The organism is Priestia sp. TSO9 (assembly GCF_021029645.1).
Taxonomy (GTDB): Bacteria; Bacillota; Bacilli; order Bacillales; family Bacillaceae_H; genus Priestia; species Priestia megaterium_E.
The window spans coordinates 491,506-507,924 of the sequence record NZ_JAJEKD010000015.1; the positions used below are offsets into that span (position 1 = coordinate 491,506).

Sequence of the window (16,419 nt, forward strand, 5' to 3'; positions counted from 1 at the left end):
CTACAGACATATCGCTATCGTTCATTACAATAACCGATATGATTTTGCATAAAGGCTAAGCTTATACCTTATATGTATAAAACTTTTTATCTACGTCCATTACCGGGAAATTCGCAGGCAGAGTTTCTTTCTCTATACTTTGAATGCCATTTTTCTCATAAAATCGATGCGCAGCCCTATATTGTAACGTCGTTCCTAAGTATATTCTTTCCACTTCCCTCTCTTTTGCCCACCCGATGGCTGTATGCAATAAACGGTGAGCTGTTTTGAAGGTGGCTCCTCTATAAGGTTTGGCTACAAACATTTTCCGTAGCGCTACTTGGCGGCTTCCAATGTCTATTAAAGCTGCGCTTCCCACTACTTTTTCGTTGCAAACAGCAACCCAAAAGTTTCCGTTGCCCTGTTGATAAAAGCTTTCGATTTTAAATAAATCGGGCTGATCTTTCTCCGTTATTGGAACGTGATATTCTTGCTGCTGAATAGGAAGAATTAAGTCCACTACTTCTTGTTGATACTTACTAGCATATGGCTGAATGATGATACTTTCACTCAAAACCTCCACCGCCTCTAATCAGTTTACTCCACCTTACTTTTGGCTGTTTTGAATACTGCATAACCTATGTTTATTATAAAACCAATTACAGCACCTGCAAGAATCGATATCACACCTACAGCGATAAAATCGCCTTTAGTCGGCTGAAATAAAGTCATGGAAAGCAGACCAAACATAAAAAGCATTGGAATAAGGTAGCTCAGCATCTTTTTCAACTTAGCACCTCATTTCCTTATCTCTATAAACCCTGTAACCATTTTATCGTATATTAATTTCCTATTTATTACAATCTTTATCTTCTTTCATGTTTTTATCGAAGAAATGAAAAAAAAAGTGCCTGCCTCTCGTTCCTTGCTAATTGAGAGACGGGCACTTTTTTATAAAACATGACTCGTTGCTTGTAAAAAGAACTGCGACTGTTCGTAGTTATATGTCACTTTTGAAAAGTCAAACGGCTGGCCGTTCGCTAAGTGAAAAAGTGTTTCAATAAATAATTTAGGATCGCCTTCTTTTAATCCTAGGTACTTTGCTTCTTCTTCGTTCAGCTTGCCGACGTGAAGATATAGATCAGAAAACCCGATTTTTAAGCCAAGGCCTTCTTTAATGTAATGAAAAATAGACTGAGAAACAATTTCGTTATTTAAGTACGTAACGATGGACTTATTATAAAACGATTCTTCCAGACAAAGCGTCTGGCCATTAATATACCGTACTCTTTTTACATAATAGACGTCGCTATTTTCTTCTATGTTTAAATTTAACGCCGCTTCTTGCGTCGGTTTCCGTACATCTAGCTCAATTACTTCCGACGTTAACTGAAAATCTTCAAGTTCACTTGTAAATCCTTGATTGGAAAGCAAGCCAATATATCCTTTTCGTTTATGACGACGGACAAAAATGCCGCTTCCTCTTACTTGAAAAACAACGCCTTTTTTCTCTAATAGATCTAAGGCCTTTGTTACCGTACTTTTACTCGCCTCAAATTGTGCCATCAGCGTTTCTAATACCGGCAGCTTGTCTCCTTGCTGAAGCTTGTGTTCTTCAATATAGGTTTCAATTTCAATTGCAATTTGTTGGTATTTGATCATAGCTATACCTCTTTACTGAATTTGTCTCAAGAATAACACGATTATACCATAATCTAACTCCATCCCATAAACTTAAATTATTTATTGATTATTATTTTATTTGGGTATTGATAAATTGTATCGGTACAATTATACTGAAAGCGTATACTCAACAAGGGGGTTGAACATATGGGAGGGAAAATTAGAGATTATCACAAGCTTGCAGCAGATATTTTAGATGCAGTAGGCGGCGAAGAAAATATCGTAAGCGCTACACGCTGTGCTACGAGGCTGCGAATTGTATTAAAGCGCTCGAAGCCAGAAGCCAAACGTAAGGTGTCTTCTATGGCTGGTGTCATTACGGTTGTTGAAAACAGCGGGCAGTTTCAAGTCGTTATTGGACAGCACGTAGGAGACGTTTATGAAGAGTTTGCTAGTTTAGTAAATTTGGATACAGCAGAGGAGCAAACTGAAAACAAAGGCACGATTTTAAACCGTGTGATTGCTACAATGTCCGCTGTGTTTGCACCATTTGTATATATCTTAGCAGCGGCAGGAATTTTACAGGGCTCGTTAATCTTAATTAATTTGTTTTCGGATAGCTTTGCCAAAACGGGCACCTATCAAGTATTAAGCTTTATTTCGTGGGCACCGTTTGTTTTTTTACCTATCTTTATTGCCATCACAGCATCCAAGCATTTTAAAACCAACACCTACATCGCAGTGGCGTGCTGTGCCGCATTAGTCAGTCCAACATGGGCAGAAATGGCGGCCAAAATTGCCGACGGAAGCAGCATTTCGTTTTTAGGTCTTCCCTTATCCGAAACGATCTATACTTCTTCTGTTTTACCGCCTTTATTTTTAGTATGGATTTTGTCTTACCTTGAAAGGTTCCTAAACAAGAGCATTCATGAAGTGGTTAGACCGCTGTTTGTTCCGTTTTTATGTATGGTGATTATGGTTCCTATAACGATTTTACTCATTGGCCCCGTTACAACGATGGGAGCTAACGGAATCGCTCACGGCTATAACTTTTTAGCTGAAAACGTACCTGCCTTAGCTGGAGCAATCATTGGCGGCTTCTGGCAAATTGTTGTTATCTTTGGAGTACATTGGGGAATTACGCCGATGGTGCTTGCAAACTTTGATTTAAACGGCAGAGATTCATTTCAAGCGTATCAAACAATTGCCGTAGTAGCTCAAGTTGGAGCGGTGCTTGGGGTTATTTTAAAAGCAAAAAGCCAAGAAGCACGTAAAGTAAGCGTATCAGCCGGAATAACAGGATTATTTGGTATTACAGAGCCAGCTATCTACGGCGTAAACTTACGTTTTAAAAAGCCGTTTATCTTTGGATGCATTTCAGGTGCTATTGGTGCCGTTGTAGCAAGTTTCTTTCACCCATATTACTTTGCTTACGCAGGATTGCCTGGACCGTTGACCATTGTAAACGGTATTAGCCAAGACTATCCGATGTCAATCTGGGGAATTTTAATTGGATGTGCTATTGCGATTATTCTTCCAGTTGTGCTTATTCAAGTATTTGGCTACGGAGAAGACGCAGCAAAAGAAGCTGCTGCTGCTCCTTTAAACGAAGTAGCTGTCAGCAACCCGAACGAAAATGAAGAAACAATCAGCGCACCGTTTAGCGGGAAAGTTATCCCTCTTTCTAGCGTACCGGACGAAGTATTCAGCTCAGGTGCGATGGGAGAAGGATTAGCGATTGATCCTTCAGATAACAAGCTTTATGCACCTTTTGACGGAACGGTAGTCATGGTAGCACCAACGAAGCATGCTATCGGCCTTCGTTCAGAATACGGCGTTGAGCTGCTTGTTCATATTGGATTAGATACCGTTACGTTAGACGGCAAGCCGTTTACCCTGCACGTAGAAGACGGTGTAAAGTTTAAAAAAGGCGATTTACTAATTGAATTTGATAAAGAATTTATTGAAACACAAGGGTTACAAACGATTACACCGGTTATTATCACAAATTCAAACGCTTACCGAGAAGTAATCGTTGAAGATGTTGAAAATAGCGGACTAAATCAAACATTATTTACCGTAGTGAAATAAGGAGGAACTAACGATGACAAAAATGCCAAAAGATTTTTTATGGGGCGGCGCATTAGCAGCTCATCAATTTGAAGGTGGATGGAACCAAGGTGGAAAAGGACCGAGCGTAGTAGACGTTATGACTGCAGGTGCGCACGGTGTAGCGCGACAAATCACTGAAACAGTAGAAGAAGATAAATTCTATCCAAATCACGAAGCAATTGATTTTTACCACCGCTACAAAGAAGATATCGCACTGTTTGCAGAAATGGGCTTAAAATGTTTGCGAACGTCTATTGGCTGGAGCCGTATTTTTCCTAAGGGCGATGAAGCTGAGCCAAACGAAGAAGGACTAAAATTCTACGACGATGTATTTGATGAACTGTTAAAGCACGGAATTGAACCGGTTATTACGCTGTCTCACTTTGAAATGCCCCTGCATTTAGCTCGAGAATACGGCGGATTTAGAAGCCGAAAAACGGTAGATTGCTTTGTGAAGTTCGCTGAAGTTTGTTTCGACCGCTATAAAGACAAAGTCACGTACTGGATGACGTTTAATGAAATCAACAACAAAATGGACGTAAACAATCCTCTATTCTTATGGACGAACTCAGGCGTTTCTGTAAAGCCTGGTGAAAATGCAAAAGAAGTGATGTATCAAGCGGGACATCACGAACTTTTAGCAAGCGCTCTTGCCGTATCAAAAGGAAAAGAAATCAATCCAAATTTCCAAATCGGAGCAATGGTGTCACATGTGCCAATCTATCCGTATTCTTCAAACCCTGAAGATGTGATGTTAGCAGAAGAAACAATGAGACAGCGCTACTTCTTCCCTGACGTTCAAGTTCGCGGCTATTACCCGAGCTACGCATTAAAAGAATTCGAACGAGAAGGCTATCATATTCCGTTTGAAGAAGGCGACGAAGAAATTTTACGAAATGGAAAAGTCGATTATTTAGGCTTTAGCTATTACATGTCCACAACGGTTAAAAATGACGTTGAAGCTGATAATACGGGCGATATCGTAAACGGCGGATTGCCAAACGGCGTAGCAAACCCTTATATCAAATCAAGCGATTGGGGCTGGTCGATCGATCCAACGGGCTTGCGCTATACGTTAAATCGCTTCTACGACCGCTATCAAATTCCGCTGTTCATCGTAGAAAACGGATTTGGCGCCATTGATACGGTTGAAGAAGACGGATCCATTCATGACGCATCGCGAATTGAATATTTAAAATCGCACATCGAAGCGTTAGAACAAGCCGTGACGTACGATGGTGTGGATTTAATGGGCTATACGCCGTGGGGAATTATTGATATTGTTTCCTTTACAACAGGCGAAATGAAAAAACGATACGGCATGATTTATGTCGACCGTGACAACGAAGGAAACGGATCGATGAAGCGCTACAAAAAAGACTCCTTTAACTGGTATAAACATGTGATTAAAACAAATGGTGAAGAACTATAAGAAATCAGAAAAGCCGGGTTCCTGCGTAAAGACACAGGAACCCGGCTTTTTTAAAACGTGTAAAAATAAATGCAAAGACATTATCTCGGTTTATCTACTAGCTGTGTTTGCGCAATTTCTGTTTGCTTAATTCCCGCTCGTTGAATTTCATCCACAAACGATTCATGCTTCAGCGTTTTAATTACCTTTTCGCTTCCATCTCGAAGAGTATACACTCTAAATTCATACATACTCTGCCCTCTCCTTTAAGCTATGATTGATGCGATACATTAGATGCGGTCCTATTAAAAGCAACTCATAATAGAGATAACTTTTTCTCTTCTTTACTTTACCCACTTTTTAGGAAACTAGACAAAGAGATTTGCTCTGACGCGATAAAAGACACACAAAAAGCCTTTGCGGCAAGCAAAGGCTAATATCTATCTCATGAGTTATTGTTCAAAGATGGTTCCTTTTTTGAACTTTGACTGTTTAAAAGCAAATTTCGTTAAAAAAATATACGCCACTCCTGCGACTACTACTCCTATAATCCAGCCTAAATCAACTTCGATAAACGCAGCACCTGCTCCGATGAGCATCGCAAGCAAAGCGCACGGATTGTAGCCGGAAAACGGCCCTTTTTCTTGATACAATTCTTCTACGTTTACTCTTTGTTTTCGTAAAATATAGTAATCGACTAGTAAAATAGAAACAATTGGACCTAAAAAAGCAGAGTAAATTAAAATGAACAAGCCAAGACCTGCGGCTGACGAATCTTGAACAAGCACCCAAGGGAACGAGCAAAAGGCAAGCAGTCCAGTAATGGTCACCGCCACTTTATAATTTGCTTTTGTCAGCAGCGTAATCACATACGTAGGTGGAATAATATTTGCCACCATGTTTACGGCAATGACGCCAATCACAATAAATGCTGATACAGCAACAGTGATATATGAATTATCGACTACAACTGCGAACGCTTTAACTGGATTGGAAATACCCGTAGCAGAAGCAAGCATTGCTCCGATTGTAAGAACGAATCCGTAGGCTACTAGAATCGGTATAAAGTATAAGAACCCACGCTTCTTGTCGCTAATTCCTGGCTTCAGTTCTCTAGAGTAATCGGCTGCGCTTAGAAAAATCGCCGCATAATTCCCCATAAACATCATAATGAAAGAAAAGAACGGAAGTCCCCATGAACCTTTTGTATGTACCCACTTCTCTCCTACTACCTCACTATGAGAAGTTAAAAGAACGCCAAATACATAAACAAGACCAAGCAATATGATGATGGACGCAAGCATCTCTACCCATTTAACCGCGTGGAAACTGTACAGTGAAAGCACAATTTGCAGCAGCTGAATGATAATAAAGCAAAGAACAAGATTGTCAAAAGACCCTTTGCTCACAATTTTCCCGATTTCATTTAAAGCGGTACCGCCTGTCCAGCTTTGGAAGCCATACCAAATGATAGCTGGAATACCTCGTAAAAGTGACGATATAACGGAGCCTTTTATACCAAAAGACATTCGAAGCTGCATCACGTAAGGTATACCCTTCCTGTAGCCAATTCGATCGTTTAACACAAAAAAAGTAGAAATAATACCGATGGCAATAATGGCTGCTACAAACGTTTGAAAAAGATTTAATACCGCAGTACCTGCGATTACCAAGCTAGCACCAAGCGTCATGTTTCCTAAGTTAACGCCGTCTCCAATCCACATAAACATATAGGCCAGTGGAGTTAGCTTTCGATCCGCATCCCTTTTTGGCTTCAGCGAAGGATCAAGCCCCCTATCTTGATGAGAATGCACCTCTTCTATAACGGAACTTGTTGCATTTGTAGACACTATACACTCAACTCCTTTTTATGATGTTTCCACTCTTATTTCTAACATAAGATGTGAGTTAACTTAACATGTACATAGTGTATACGAATTTTAACGCAAGTTCATTATTATTTATGTGAATTTTCTGATATTAATTTGTGCGATTTAACTAATTTTTGATCTTAGCTCGCAACATACAGGAGTTGATGACAATAAAAAATCCAAGCGCTTACAATAAGCGCTTGGATGAGTCAGCTAGTATTTATTTTTCACAGGCAATGTAGTCTTTATCTCGATCAAGCTTTGTATTGGCATCATACAGTGATTTTGATACGTACGGGTTGTACTTTGTTTTGCCGCCTTTATTCTTTACGTTAGCCGCACGAGCTACGCCGCCTTTGTAATCTTTGTTTAACTCCGTGCAGTTTTTGTAAGATTTAGCTGCAGCATCTACGTTTGAAGCTGTGCCAAAAGATACGCTTGTTAACAAACCGAAAGATAGAACAATTGGAAAAATCTTTTTCATAACAGATACTTCCTTCCTATATTTTTTCTCATTAATAATAGAATGTTCTATCAATCTTTTCAATCTTTTTTTTACATTTAAACTACTATTATCCAATTTTTTATTTGCGAGTAGCTTTAAGAGCCTTTACCGCTTGTTTAGCCGCTTCTGCAATCAGTTTATCATTATACTCCGCATCTTTTTCCGTACGATCGGAAAGGATTGCAAGAACAATTGGATCTCCTTTTGGCGGCCAAAGGATGGCAATATCATTTCGCGTCGCGTATGAGCCTGAGCCTGTCTTATCGGCTACTTCCCAGCTTTTCGGCACGCCCGCTCGTATCAAGGCATCCCCTGTTGTATTTCGCTTCATCCAATCCGTTAGAAGTTCACGTTTGTCTTCAGGAAGTGCCTGTCCAAGTACATATGTTTGAAGACTTGTAGCCAGTGCTCTTGCTGTACTTGTATCATGAGTTTCTCCTGGATTCACTTCATTTAAATCCGGCTCAAAGCGCTCAGGCAGCGTCACTTCGTCTCCTATGTTTTCTAAAGCTTCTTTAAACCCATCCGGTCCGCCCAGCTGCTGCAGAATTAAGTTCCCTGCCGTATTGTCGCTGTAGCGAAGCGATGCATCCGCGAGTTCTCGAAGAGTCATGCCTGTATCAACATGTTTTTCTGTAATTGGATTGTAGTTCACAAGGTCATCGCGCGTATAAAAGATTCGTTCGTTGAGATCTTCGATTGACTTCTGCTGTAAAAGTGCACCGACAGCAAGAGCTTTATGAGTAGACGCATAAGCAAAACGCTCATCCGGATGATACGTTACCGTTTTATTGGTACCCGTATCTAATGCAAAAACACCAAGGTGCGCATCATATTTTTCTTCAAGCTTAGCAAACTCTCGATCACTCATGCTTTCTTGTTTTTGACACTTCACCGTCTCAGCCTGTACTCCGCTGCTTGAAAAGCCCACAACCGCCGCACACGACAGAGCGAATACAGGCAGCATTTTTTGGAGCTTTGAAGCGTGAAACATCTTTTTCCATGTCTTCATTACCCTTCAACACCTTTCAAAAAAGTATTTAGTATGTAGTCTCTTAGGTAGAGATTACCAACAATACTATTTTATCAATTGTTTACTCTCACAAACATGATAGTTTTATCACATTTATATAATAAAGTACCCGATAATGAAGAATAACTAGCATACCACCTATTAATAAATTTAAAATACCGGCGGCGTAACGGAAAATAAAATAACGGCTTTCTCATCAAACGGATTGTCCCATTTGTGTTTCAGATAAGAAGGAATTTTGACGCTGTCTCCTTTTTCTAATATGTATACTTCCTCGTCTAAATACACTTTAATTTTCCCTTCTAAGACATATGCTACTTCTTCTCCCTTGTGCTCTAAAGGAGTTTCTGATGAAGACATCATCGGCGGCACTTCCATAATTGCCGTAGCTAGATTTCCAGTAAAATCAGGTGATAACAGCGAATACGTGAGCTCTTTTACCTTCATCGTTTTACGCTCATTCGACCTTACAACTAAATGGGAGGTATTTATTTCTTCGAGTAAAAAGCTGAATGTAGGCACGTCGAGGCATTTAGCTAACATTTTCAGCGTTGAAATGGACGGATTAGCTAACCCCCGTTCAATTTGGCTTAACATAGACGGCGTGATGTCCGCTAATTTTGCTAATTCGCGACTGCTTAGTCCCTTTTCCTTTCGAAACTTCTCTACTTTTTTCCCAATATCTATATTTTCCATTTGGATTCCTCCACAAGACGTTTAATTATATTTAACTTTATTAAATTACGCTTAATAAATTAAGCTGGATATGTTAAATTATATTTAATAAATAAAATGTAGGTGTATTTTATCATAGTAAGGAGGAAGAAAAAAATGAATGACGTCTTGACCTTTTTGGTTCTCACATTATTTGTTATTATGAGCCCTGGTATCGATACGGCTCTTATCACCAAACGAACGATGGCAGACGGGCAAACGGGCGGCTATAAAATGGCATTAGGCTTAGCGAGCGGCTCTTTAGTTCACACACTCGCCGCCACGTTTGGCTTATCGGCCCTTCTCCTTCAGTCAGCTTTGGCATTTGAAGTGGTAAAATACGCAGGAGCTCTTTACTTAATGTACTTAGGGATCTCTTCTTTATTTTCTAAAAAAAGCGATACAACTTCTCCTGTAAAAGAGGAAAAGTCAAAAGAAACGTCTGCTTTTCGTCAAGGTCTTGTCTCAAACGTTCTGAATCCAAAAGTGGCGGTGTTTTTCTTAACTTTTTTACCTCAATTTGTTCAAAGTGATCAAAATGTAACGTTTCAATTACTTCTTATGGGTATAACGTATACCATTCTTGCTGTCACGTGGTTTTTCGTATTCGTCTTTTTTATTAACTACTTACGAAAATGGCTCACAACACCTAGCGTTCAGCGTTTTATGGATAAAGCAACAGGCGTCGTGTTAATCGGGTTTGGATTAAAGCTCGCTTTTGAAAAACATAAATAACAAAAATATGTTAGTTGAAGAAAGTTCCGAACGAGTTTGATTTTTGATGGAGAATCAAATTCGTTCGGATTTTTTTATTAGTAGGGTAAATGTAGGTGCTTCTAGCCGTTGATTGAAGGGCAAAACGAAGACTCCTGCAGGAAAAGCGGAATAGGTGAGACCCCGCAGGAGCGTAAGCGACGAGGAGGCTAAGCGGCCGCCTGCGGAAAGCGAAGTCTTGCACGGAAATCAACAGACGTGTAAAAAGCGATTCATACTCGATCATTTATCTCAATTGTTATTTATGCACGTCAGGTTCATAGAGATAGACTTTAAGATCAAGCTTTCCATCCGAAGAAACGAGTATTCCTTCCGCTTCAAGTGAAAGTTTTTGGACAACATGCATTTCTTCGTCTTTAAACCCAATTTCTCCTTTGGAATTGATCACTCGGTGCCAGGGGAGATTATGTTTCTTACTCATCGAGTGCAGTACTCGTACAACTTGTCTTGCACCTCGCGGACTACCCGCCAGGCGGGCAATTTGTCCGTATGTCATGACTTTCCCATGAGGAATTTGTTTAATAAGTGCTACTGTTCGCTCTGTAAAACTCATGCTGCCCCTCCTTTTATTCTTTAGTACAACATTACCATAATTAATAAACAGTGAAGTAATCACTCGATTTTTCTTCAGCAACATTATAAGATAATACATAAGAAGTACGCTCATCATTGTGCAACATTCCTCAGGTAAATGCTTGTATTTCCTATTCTTCAACTAGCAAATCTTTGCGCGAGTGGCAGCTTATCTCTCATTTATGACACTGTGATTATAAAAACGTTACAGAAATCAACACAGCAAAGTACGTAGAAGCGTTACATGATAAGATAAACAGTAGATACTAGTACAATTTCAAATTGATGCTGACGAATAAGTAATCATTTAAAAAGTGGTGAGAAAATGACAAAATGGCTTAGTGTAAAAGAGTTATCTGAAGAAACGAATATTCCTACTTCAACGATTAGAAGATATATAGATAAATTCCAATATTTCTTTATTCAAAAAGAGGATCATCGACCAAAACAATATGAAGCTGCGGCTGCGACCGTTTTACTGAAAATCAAGCAGCTTTATGATGAGGGCTGTCAAGCAGAAGAAATCAATGAAGCGCTGCAACAAGAATTCTCTTTGACTACAAGCGAGGATCAAGCTGCCGTGTCTCTAGAAGAAGCCGAAGACAAAGAGGACACAGAAAACACAGCAGAAGCAGCTGACCATCCCGAGGTCGACGACCAGCAGCCGACACCTCCCGAACAGCCGGTACAGCCTTCACCCCAACAAGAGCCTGATACAAAACAAATTCTTCAGGAAAAAGATAAGCAGCTTATTCAATCTTTGCGTAAAAGTCTGCGTGAACAGCAGGCCATTTCAGAATTAGTAGAAGCTTCAAAAGAAAGCAGCGTAGTAGGTAAAAAGAGATCGATTTTAAAACGGTTATTCAAACGAAAAAAGGACTAAGCTTGTATACGAGCCTAGGTTAAAAAACACCTTTATTTCTGGTCATGGAATTTATGTAAAACAAAGTTTCTAAACTGTTTAACAGCCGGCGATAGATATCTTCCTTCAATCCATGCTAGTCCAATTACTCGGTGGCAGTTGGCTTTAGCTAATGGGATTTTCACTATTTTGCTTTGATCTATTCCGTGTAAATCTGGAAGGATAGAAACTCCTAAGCCGGCTCCTACAAGTCCCGCTACGGTATCAGCTTCCTCTCCTTCAAACATGATGTGAGGCATTCTTCCTGACTCTTCAAATAACTGCTCAAACGTAAGACGAAGAGAAAAGCCTTCTTTTAAGTGAATAAATGATTCCTCAGCAATTTCTTCTAGTGCAATACATTCACGATCAGCATACCGGTGATTTTTCGGTACGATTACAAACAGCTCTTCACTCCAAAGATACTGCCATTTAATGAACGATTTCTCTTCCATCGGCGCAATCAAACAAAGATCCAGTTCGCCGAGCTCCAGCTGTTCAAGGAGCACGTGCGAAGGACTTTGCCTCAGCTGAAAATTCACCTTAGGATATAAACTGCGAAACGAAGCGATTAAATCTGGAATCAAATCCGTGCTGAGCGTATGTAAAAATCCAAGTGACACCTGCCCTTTTTCAGGATCTAGCAGCGCTTGAATTTCCTCTTGTCCTTTATCAAATTCTTTCATTATGTTATCTACACGCTTTAAAAAAACTTTACCATATTGATTTAATATAATGGAACGTCCTTGCCGGTCAAATAGCGGTGCTCCTACTTCCTCTTCAAAACGAGCGATTGAACGACTGAGCGCAGGCTGCGTAATTAACAGCTCTTCTGCTGCGCGCGTCATATGCTGCGTACGTGCTAGCGTTTGAAAATATTTAAACTGCTGCCATTCCACTTTGTACCATCTCCTTATCAAGCGGCTCTACTCATTACATAGATGTATGAAGAATATGATTATAATAAATTATACATTATAAATATCGAGTGTTACGATAAAAAATGGAAACATACTCGAGGATGTTTTTAGTTCATCTTGACGATTGCTGTATACGGCACTTATAAAATTTTATACTCATCATTTTCTAGCAAAAAGAAGGATTTGGTATGAAACGTAAGGAAAGTTATTAAAAAGCTAACTAAAATATCATAGTAACTACACATCAAAAAGACCTTTCTATCATCATAAAAGAAAGGTCTTTTTTGAGAATCTAACACGCATTTTTTCTTGTATGTACCTCTTAAAGTAAACTTTTTAAAGCTTAACCCGTTCTACTAACTGCAGCAGTTCATCATTAGGTCCGTGAAATAAAATCATACGGCCGCCTTCAAGCGTTGGCTGAGGCTCAGATGATAAAAATTCAATTCCTTTGCTCTTATAATGTTGAATCGCCTTATTTATATCCTCTACCGTAAAGGCAAGGTGGTTAACAATCCCGCTTTTGTTATACTCGCCAATCGGATCAATATCTCGAATGAGTTCAATTTCGATACCCGGCTGTTCTTCAAGATACAAAAAAGCCATCTCTCTTTTCTCGTTAGATCCTTGAAGGCGAACTTTAAAGCCAAACATATCTCCGTAGTAGTGAATCGTCTCATCCATATTTCCAACAATAATTGCTGTATGCTCCATTTTTTTAATCATGAATATTCTCCCTTTCCCCGTATTTAATAAGTACAAGTAAACTATACCGCAATTTAGGCAATATGTATTTCCATATACCTTGAATCCTCATACTATGGTTAGGAAAATTTAAGCACTCTATCAACGAGTCGGCTATGATTTGAAAAATAACAAATAAAAAAACAAACCTCATTGGTTTGTTTTGGTTACGTATTTTACAGTCAGTCTCTGTTCAACAACGTTCGATAAGCCATGTTTTGTACCTTTGTACTGCAAACGATTTTACTCTCGTACTCAGGCGGTAATCATCTATCTACGATTACACATGTAACCGTCCGTCTCTCCGTTTGATTCCTTAGAGACAGTTCCCCTACCATTGTTTGGGTTTCTCGCTCGTGGGGTTTACCGCGTTCCACCTTTGCTGTTTCCAGCAAAGCTTCGTCACTGTGGCACTTTCAGGGATACTCGACCATATCCGAAGACGTAGGTGTTTTTTCCCGCCGTCAGCTAAGCTACAAGCCAAGCTGCCCTAGCTTATTTTTTCACTAGGCACGAACACTACGGGCATCTCAGCACCGTGCGAGCATGGACTTTCCTCTACATCACATGATGCAGCGATTACCTGAACGTTATTTCAGATCGTGTACGAGTAGTATATTCGTTTTAGCTTGCCGAATCAAATGTAACTTCTGGTATGGATTCCATTTCAATTTTTGCAGCGAATTAAATAAAATAACTTGTTTCTGTACAATCTTTTTAGTAGATGACTCACCAGCAAGCCGAGAAATATTCTCTTCATCCATTTCTACAGGGGGATACTTTGTTTCTTTGTAGAATATTTTATACACTACATAAAAATGTAACAGAGGTGATGAAAAATGAACGCTGAGTTAAAATTTGATTTTCATACCCATCACGACCGATGCGGACATGCTCGCGGAACGATTCGAGATTATATAGAGGCGTCTATTGATAAAGGCCTTGATATCATTGGGATTTCGGATCATTCTCCTTATTTTGCGAGCGAAGAAGACCAGCCGTATCCTCATATTGCGATGGGAAAAAGCGCATTCTCCGGATATGTAGCGGAGATTTTGAAACTAAAAGAAGAATATAAAAAGAAAATTGAAGTGCTGTTAGGCATTGAGTCTGATTTTTTTCCCGAGCATGCAAAAATATATCAAAGCCACTACGAAAAATATCCGTTTGACTACATAATTGGCTCTGTCCATCAAGTTGATGAAATCAGTATCTTTCATAAAACGCGCTGGGAAGGACTTTCTCAAAAAGAAAAACAGCGCACGAAAGAAACGTATTATCAGCTGATTGAAGAGTCCGCCCGAAGCAGAATGTTTCAAATTCTTGGCCATATTGATGCCATGAAAGGATTCTATCCCTCTTTTTCTTCTATCGAGACGGCTGCTATTGATCAGACGCTAAAAGTGATTTCAGCACATGACATTGCTATAGAAGTGAATACATCAGGCAAAACCAAAGACTGCGGAGGCTGGTATCCTGCAGATGATATTTTAGAAAGAGCCCTGCACTACGGGGTACCCATTACATTTGGTTCGGATGCTCATGATCCGGAACGCATTGGCGACGATTTTGAACTTGTAAAAAAGCGTCTTAAAGAAATCGGCTTTACGGATTGGGTCTTTTTTAGACAGAAAAAAATGCAGATTACACCTTTATAAAACGTAAATAGACTCACAATAAAAATATGCCTGAAGACACGGAGATCAAGGACATCTCGTGTTTTCAGGCATGTGTTTTTTACTGAGAAACTTTGACTTTTGTAGATGAAGATAAATCTTCTCCATTTGTCTGAATCACTTGTTTATACCAGTAAAAAGAATCTTTTTTAGATCGTTCAAGCGTACCATTTCCTTCATCGTCTTGATCTACGTAAATAAAGCCGTATCGTTTTGACATTTCGTTTGTTGACACACTGATTAAATCAATCGGTCCCCACGCGGTATATCCCATTAAGTCCACACCATCTTTAACGGCTTCTTTCATTTGTTCAATATGCTGTCTTAAGTAATCTACGCGGTACGGATCATGAATCGAGCCGTCTTCTTCTACTTTGTCATACGCACCTAAACCATTTTCAACAATAAATAGCGGTTTGCCGTAGCGGTTATGAAAATCTTGTAACGTATAGCGCAGTCCTTTCGGATCGATTTGCCATCCCCAATCGGACGTTTGAAGATGAGGATTTTTTACACTTCCTGCAATCATATTTCCTAGGACATTGTCTTCTTCGCTTTGAGTTGTCACAGAAAGAGACATATAGTAACTAAATGAAATAAAGTCAACAGGATATTGTTTGATAATCTCATCGTCCCCTACTTCTTTTACTATTTCAATGTTGTTTTCTTTAAAGTAACGCTCCATTACCTTTGGATATTCTCCGCGAACTTGAACATCTGTAAAAAATAAGTTTAAGTCATTTTTATGTTGAGCTAGTAAAATATCGTCCGGATGATTCGTCACAGGATACGTTGTCATACGCGCAAGCATACACCCTACTTTTACATCAGGAATAATTTCATGAGCTAACTTAGTGGCAAGTGCACTCGCAACAAACTGATGATGCGCCCCTTGATACGCAATTTGCTCCGCTGACTGATTTGGAACGTTTTCAACTAAAATACCGCCACCTGTATAAGGGCTGTGTGTAATCACATTGATTTCGTTAAACGTCAGCCAGTATTTTACTTTGTTTTTATAGCGTGTAAATACCGTTTCCGCGTAGCGTGTATAAAAGCCAATTAGTTCGCGGCTGTACCAGCCGTTGTATTTACGGGTAAGCTCAAGCGGCGTTTCATAATGCGAAAGCGTCACTAGCGGCTCAATTCCGTACTTTAACATTTCATCAAATAAGTTATCGTAAAATTGCAGCCCTGCTTCGTTTGGCTTCGCATCATCTCCATTTGGAAAAATTCTCGCCCAGTTGATTGAAATACGAAGCGTTTTAAATCCCATTTCTGCGAACAGTGCGATATCTTCTTTATAGCGATGATAAAAGTCAATAGCCGTACGCTTTGGAAAACGATCGTTTACTTTGTTGTTAAGCACATCTTCAATATAATCTGCTTTTACATCCATTGAATAACCAGTTCGCTCGTCTTTTGGGACAAATCGGATCATGTCTGCAGTAGACAGCCCTTTTCCATCAACGTCATAAGCCCCTTCAATTTGGTTAGCAGCTGTTGCTCCTCCCCATAAAAATCCTTTTTTAAATACAGTATCATTTGTTAACATAGTCCCCACGTCCTTTTCTCATATTTTT

Annotated in this window: 17 protein-coding genes and 1 other RNA gene; 5 read left to right on the plus strand and 13 right to left on the minus strand. The window is 39.6% G+C overall.

Annotation, left to right across the window (positions count from 1 at the left end; translation table 11 throughout):
* Positions 1-61: 61 nt before the first annotated feature.
* The 3 genes from LJC66_RS17525 to LJC66_RS17535 form a co-directional block, all read right to left on the minus strand.
* Positions 62-553 (minus strand): GNAT family N-acetyltransferase, encoded by a 492-nt coding sequence (locus tag LJC66_RS17525; protein ID WP_230933114.1) that lies wholly within the window; start codon positions 551-553, stop codon positions 62-64.
* 23 nt (positions 554-576) lie between these two features.
* Positions 577-759, minus strand: coding sequence for a hypothetical protein (locus LJC66_RS17530; RefSeq protein ID WP_230933720.1), 183 nt, complete (start codon positions 757-759; stop codon positions 577-579).
* A gap of 171 nt (positions 760-930) precedes the next feature.
* The gene (locus tag LJC66_RS17535) at positions 931-1,641 is read right to left on the minus strand and encodes a GntR family transcriptional regulator (protein WP_014459154.1); all 711 of its coding nucleotides are present in this window, start codon (positions 1,639-1,641) and stop codon (positions 931-933) included.
* Positions 1,642-1,809: 168 nt separating this feature from the next.
* Between LJC66_RS17535 and LJC66_RS17540 the strand changes: the two genes are divergently transcribed.
* The gene (locus tag LJC66_RS17540) at positions 1,810-3,693 is read left to right on the plus strand and encodes a beta-glucoside-specific PTS transporter subunit IIABC (protein ID WP_230933115.1); all 1,884 of its coding nucleotides are present in this window, start codon (positions 1,810-1,812) and stop codon (positions 3,691-3,693) included.
* A gap of 13 nt (positions 3,694-3,706) precedes the next feature.
* Positions 3,707-5,146 carry a 6-phospho-beta-glucosidase BglA gene (bglA, locus tag LJC66_RS17545; protein WP_230933116.1) on the plus strand — a complete coding sequence of 480 codons (1,440 nt, stop codon included), beginning with the start codon at positions 3,707-3,709 and terminating at the stop codon, positions 5,144-5,146.
* 80 nt (positions 5,147-5,226) lie between these two features.
* Here the strand turns inward: bglA and LJC66_RS17550 are convergent, their stop codons facing one another.
* The 5 genes from LJC66_RS17550 to LJC66_RS17570 form a co-directional block, all read right to left on the minus strand.
* Positions 5,227-5,376 (minus strand): hypothetical protein, encoded by a 150-nt coding sequence (locus LJC66_RS17550; protein ID WP_230933117.1) that lies wholly within the window; start codon positions 5,374-5,376, stop codon positions 5,227-5,229.
* A gap of 201 nt (positions 5,377-5,577) precedes the next feature.
* Positions 5,578-6,975: an NCS1 family transporter gene (locus LJC66_RS17555; RefSeq protein WP_230933118.1), complete on the minus strand. Its 1,398-nt coding sequence runs from the start codon at positions 6,973-6,975 to the stop codon at positions 5,578-5,580.
* Positions 6,976-7,216: 241 nt separating this feature from the next.
* Positions 7,217-7,480, minus strand: coding sequence for an excalibur calcium-binding domain-containing protein (locus LJC66_RS17560; protein ID WP_014459149.1), 264 nt, complete (start codon positions 7,478-7,480; stop codon positions 7,217-7,219).
* 100 nt (positions 7,481-7,580) lie between these two features.
* Positions 7,581-8,495: a class A beta-lactamase gene (gene bla / locus LJC66_RS17565; protein ID WP_373921234.1), complete on the minus strand. Its 915-nt coding sequence runs from the start codon at positions 8,493-8,495 to the stop codon at positions 7,581-7,583.
* Positions 8,496-8,684: 189 nt separating this feature from the next.
* A complete protein-coding gene (locus LJC66_RS17570; RefSeq protein WP_230933119.1) occupies positions 8,685-9,230 on the minus strand; it encodes a cupin domain-containing protein in 546 nt (181 codons plus the stop codon).
* 135 nt (positions 9,231-9,365) lie between these two features.
* On the opposite strand from LJC66_RS17570, the gene LJC66_RS17575 reads away from it, so the two are divergent.
* Positions 9,366-9,983, plus strand: a complete 618-nt coding sequence (locus LJC66_RS17575; protein ID WP_014459146.1) for a LysE family translocator — start codon at positions 9,366-9,368, stop codon at positions 9,981-9,983.
* A gap of 277 nt (positions 9,984-10,260) precedes the next feature.
* On the opposite strand, the gene LJC66_RS17580 is transcribed toward LJC66_RS17575, so the two are convergent.
* The gene (locus tag LJC66_RS17580) at positions 10,261-10,575 is read right to left on the minus strand and encodes an MGMT family protein (protein ID WP_014459144.1); all 315 of its coding nucleotides are present in this window, start codon (positions 10,573-10,575) and stop codon (positions 10,261-10,263) included.
* A 345-nt stretch (positions 10,576-10,920) separates the two neighbouring features.
* On the opposite strand from LJC66_RS17580, the gene LJC66_RS17585 reads away from it, so the two are divergent.
* On the plus strand, positions 10,921-11,478 hold the full coding sequence (locus LJC66_RS17585; protein ID WP_230933120.1) for a MerR family transcriptional regulator: 558 nt from the start codon (positions 10,921-10,923) through the stop codon (positions 11,476-11,478).
* 32 nt (positions 11,479-11,510) lie between these two features.
* On the opposite strand, the gene LJC66_RS17590 is transcribed toward LJC66_RS17585, so the two are convergent.
* The 3 genes from LJC66_RS17590 to rnpB all read right to left on the minus strand — a co-directional run bounded on the left by LJC66_RS17590 (position 11,511) and on the right by rnpB (position 13,751).
* Positions 11,511-12,395 (minus strand): LysR family transcriptional regulator, encoded by an 885-nt coding sequence (locus tag LJC66_RS17590; RefSeq protein ID WP_230933121.1) that lies wholly within the window; start codon positions 12,393-12,395, stop codon positions 11,511-11,513.
* Between the two features lie 357 nt (positions 12,396-12,752).
* Complete coding sequence (locus LJC66_RS17595) at positions 12,753-13,142, minus strand: VOC family protein (RefSeq protein ID WP_195696417.1); 390 nt, start codon at positions 13,140-13,142, stop codon at positions 12,753-12,755.
* Positions 13,143-13,362: 220 nt separating this feature from the next.
* Positions 13,363-13,751: RNase P RNA component class B (gene rnpB, locus LJC66_RS17600), an RNA gene on the minus strand.
* Between the two features lie 248 nt (positions 13,752-13,999).
* On the opposite strand from rnpB, the gene LJC66_RS17605 reads away from it, so the two are divergent.
* Complete coding sequence (locus LJC66_RS17605) at positions 14,000-14,818, plus strand: histidinol-phosphatase (RefSeq protein ID WP_230933122.1); 819 nt, start codon at positions 14,000-14,002, stop codon at positions 14,816-14,818.
* Between the two features lie 79 nt (positions 14,819-14,897).
* Here LJC66_RS17605 and LJC66_RS17610 read toward each other — a convergent pair whose 3' ends face one another.
* A complete protein-coding gene (locus LJC66_RS17610; protein ID WP_230933123.1) occupies positions 14,898-16,391 on the minus strand; it encodes a glycoside hydrolase family 1 protein in 1,494 nt (497 codons plus the stop codon).
* Between the last annotated feature and the right edge of the window lie 28 nt (positions 16,392-16,419).

Excerpts from the sequence above, each read along its gene's own strand:
- LJC66_RS17560 (WP_014459149.1), bottom strand. The coding sequence starts at position 7,480 with ATGAAAAAGATTTTTCCAATTGTTCTATCTTTCGGTTTGTTAACAAGC.
- LJC66_RS17585 (WP_230933120.1), top strand. The coding sequence starts at position 10,921 with ATGACAAAATGGCTTAGTGTAAAAGAGTTATCTGAAGAAACGAATATT.
- LJC66_RS17530 (WP_230933720.1), bottom strand. The coding sequence starts at position 759 with ATGCTGAGCTACCTTATTCCAATGCTTTTTATGTTTGGTCTGCTTTCC.
- LJC66_RS17605 (WP_230933122.1), top strand. The coding sequence starts at position 14,000 with ATGAACGCTGAGTTAAAATTTGATTTTCATACCCATCACGACCGATGC.
- LJC66_RS17570 (WP_230933119.1), bottom strand. The coding sequence starts at position 9,230 with ATGGAAAATATAGATATTGGGAAAAAAGTAGAGAAGTTTCGAAAGGAA.
- LJC66_RS17535 (WP_014459154.1), bottom strand. The coding sequence starts at position 1,641 with ATGATCAAATACCAACAAATTGCAATTGAAATTGAAACCTATATTGAA.
- LJC66_RS17550 (WP_230933117.1), bottom strand. The coding sequence starts at position 5,376 with ATGTATGAATTTAGAGTGTATACTCTTCGAGATGGAAGCGAAAAGGTA.
- LJC66_RS17595 (WP_195696417.1), bottom strand. The coding sequence starts at position 13,142 with ATGATTAAAAAAATGGAGCATACAGCAATTATTGTTGGAAATATGGAT.
- LJC66_RS17610 (WP_230933123.1), bottom strand. The coding sequence starts at position 16,391 with ATGTTAACAAATGATACTGTATTTAAAAAAGGATTTTTATGGGGAGGA.
- LJC66_RS17580 (WP_014459144.1), bottom strand. The coding sequence starts at position 10,575 with ATGAGTTTTACAGAGCGAACAGTAGCACTTATTAAACAAATTCCTCAT.
- bla (WP_373921234.1), bottom strand. The coding sequence starts at position 8,495 with ATGTTTCACGCTTCAAAGCTCCAAAAAATGCTGCCTGTATTCGCTCTG.
- LJC66_RS17575 (WP_014459146.1), top strand. The coding sequence starts at position 9,366 with ATGAATGACGTCTTGACCTTTTTGGTTCTCACATTATTTGTTATTATG.
- LJC66_RS17540 (WP_230933115.1), top strand. The coding sequence starts at position 1,810 with ATGGGAGGGAAAATTAGAGATTATCACAAGCTTGCAGCAGATATTTTA.
- bglA (WP_230933116.1), top strand. The coding sequence starts at position 3,707 with ATGACAAAAATGCCAAAAGATTTTTTATGGGGCGGCGCATTAGCAGCT.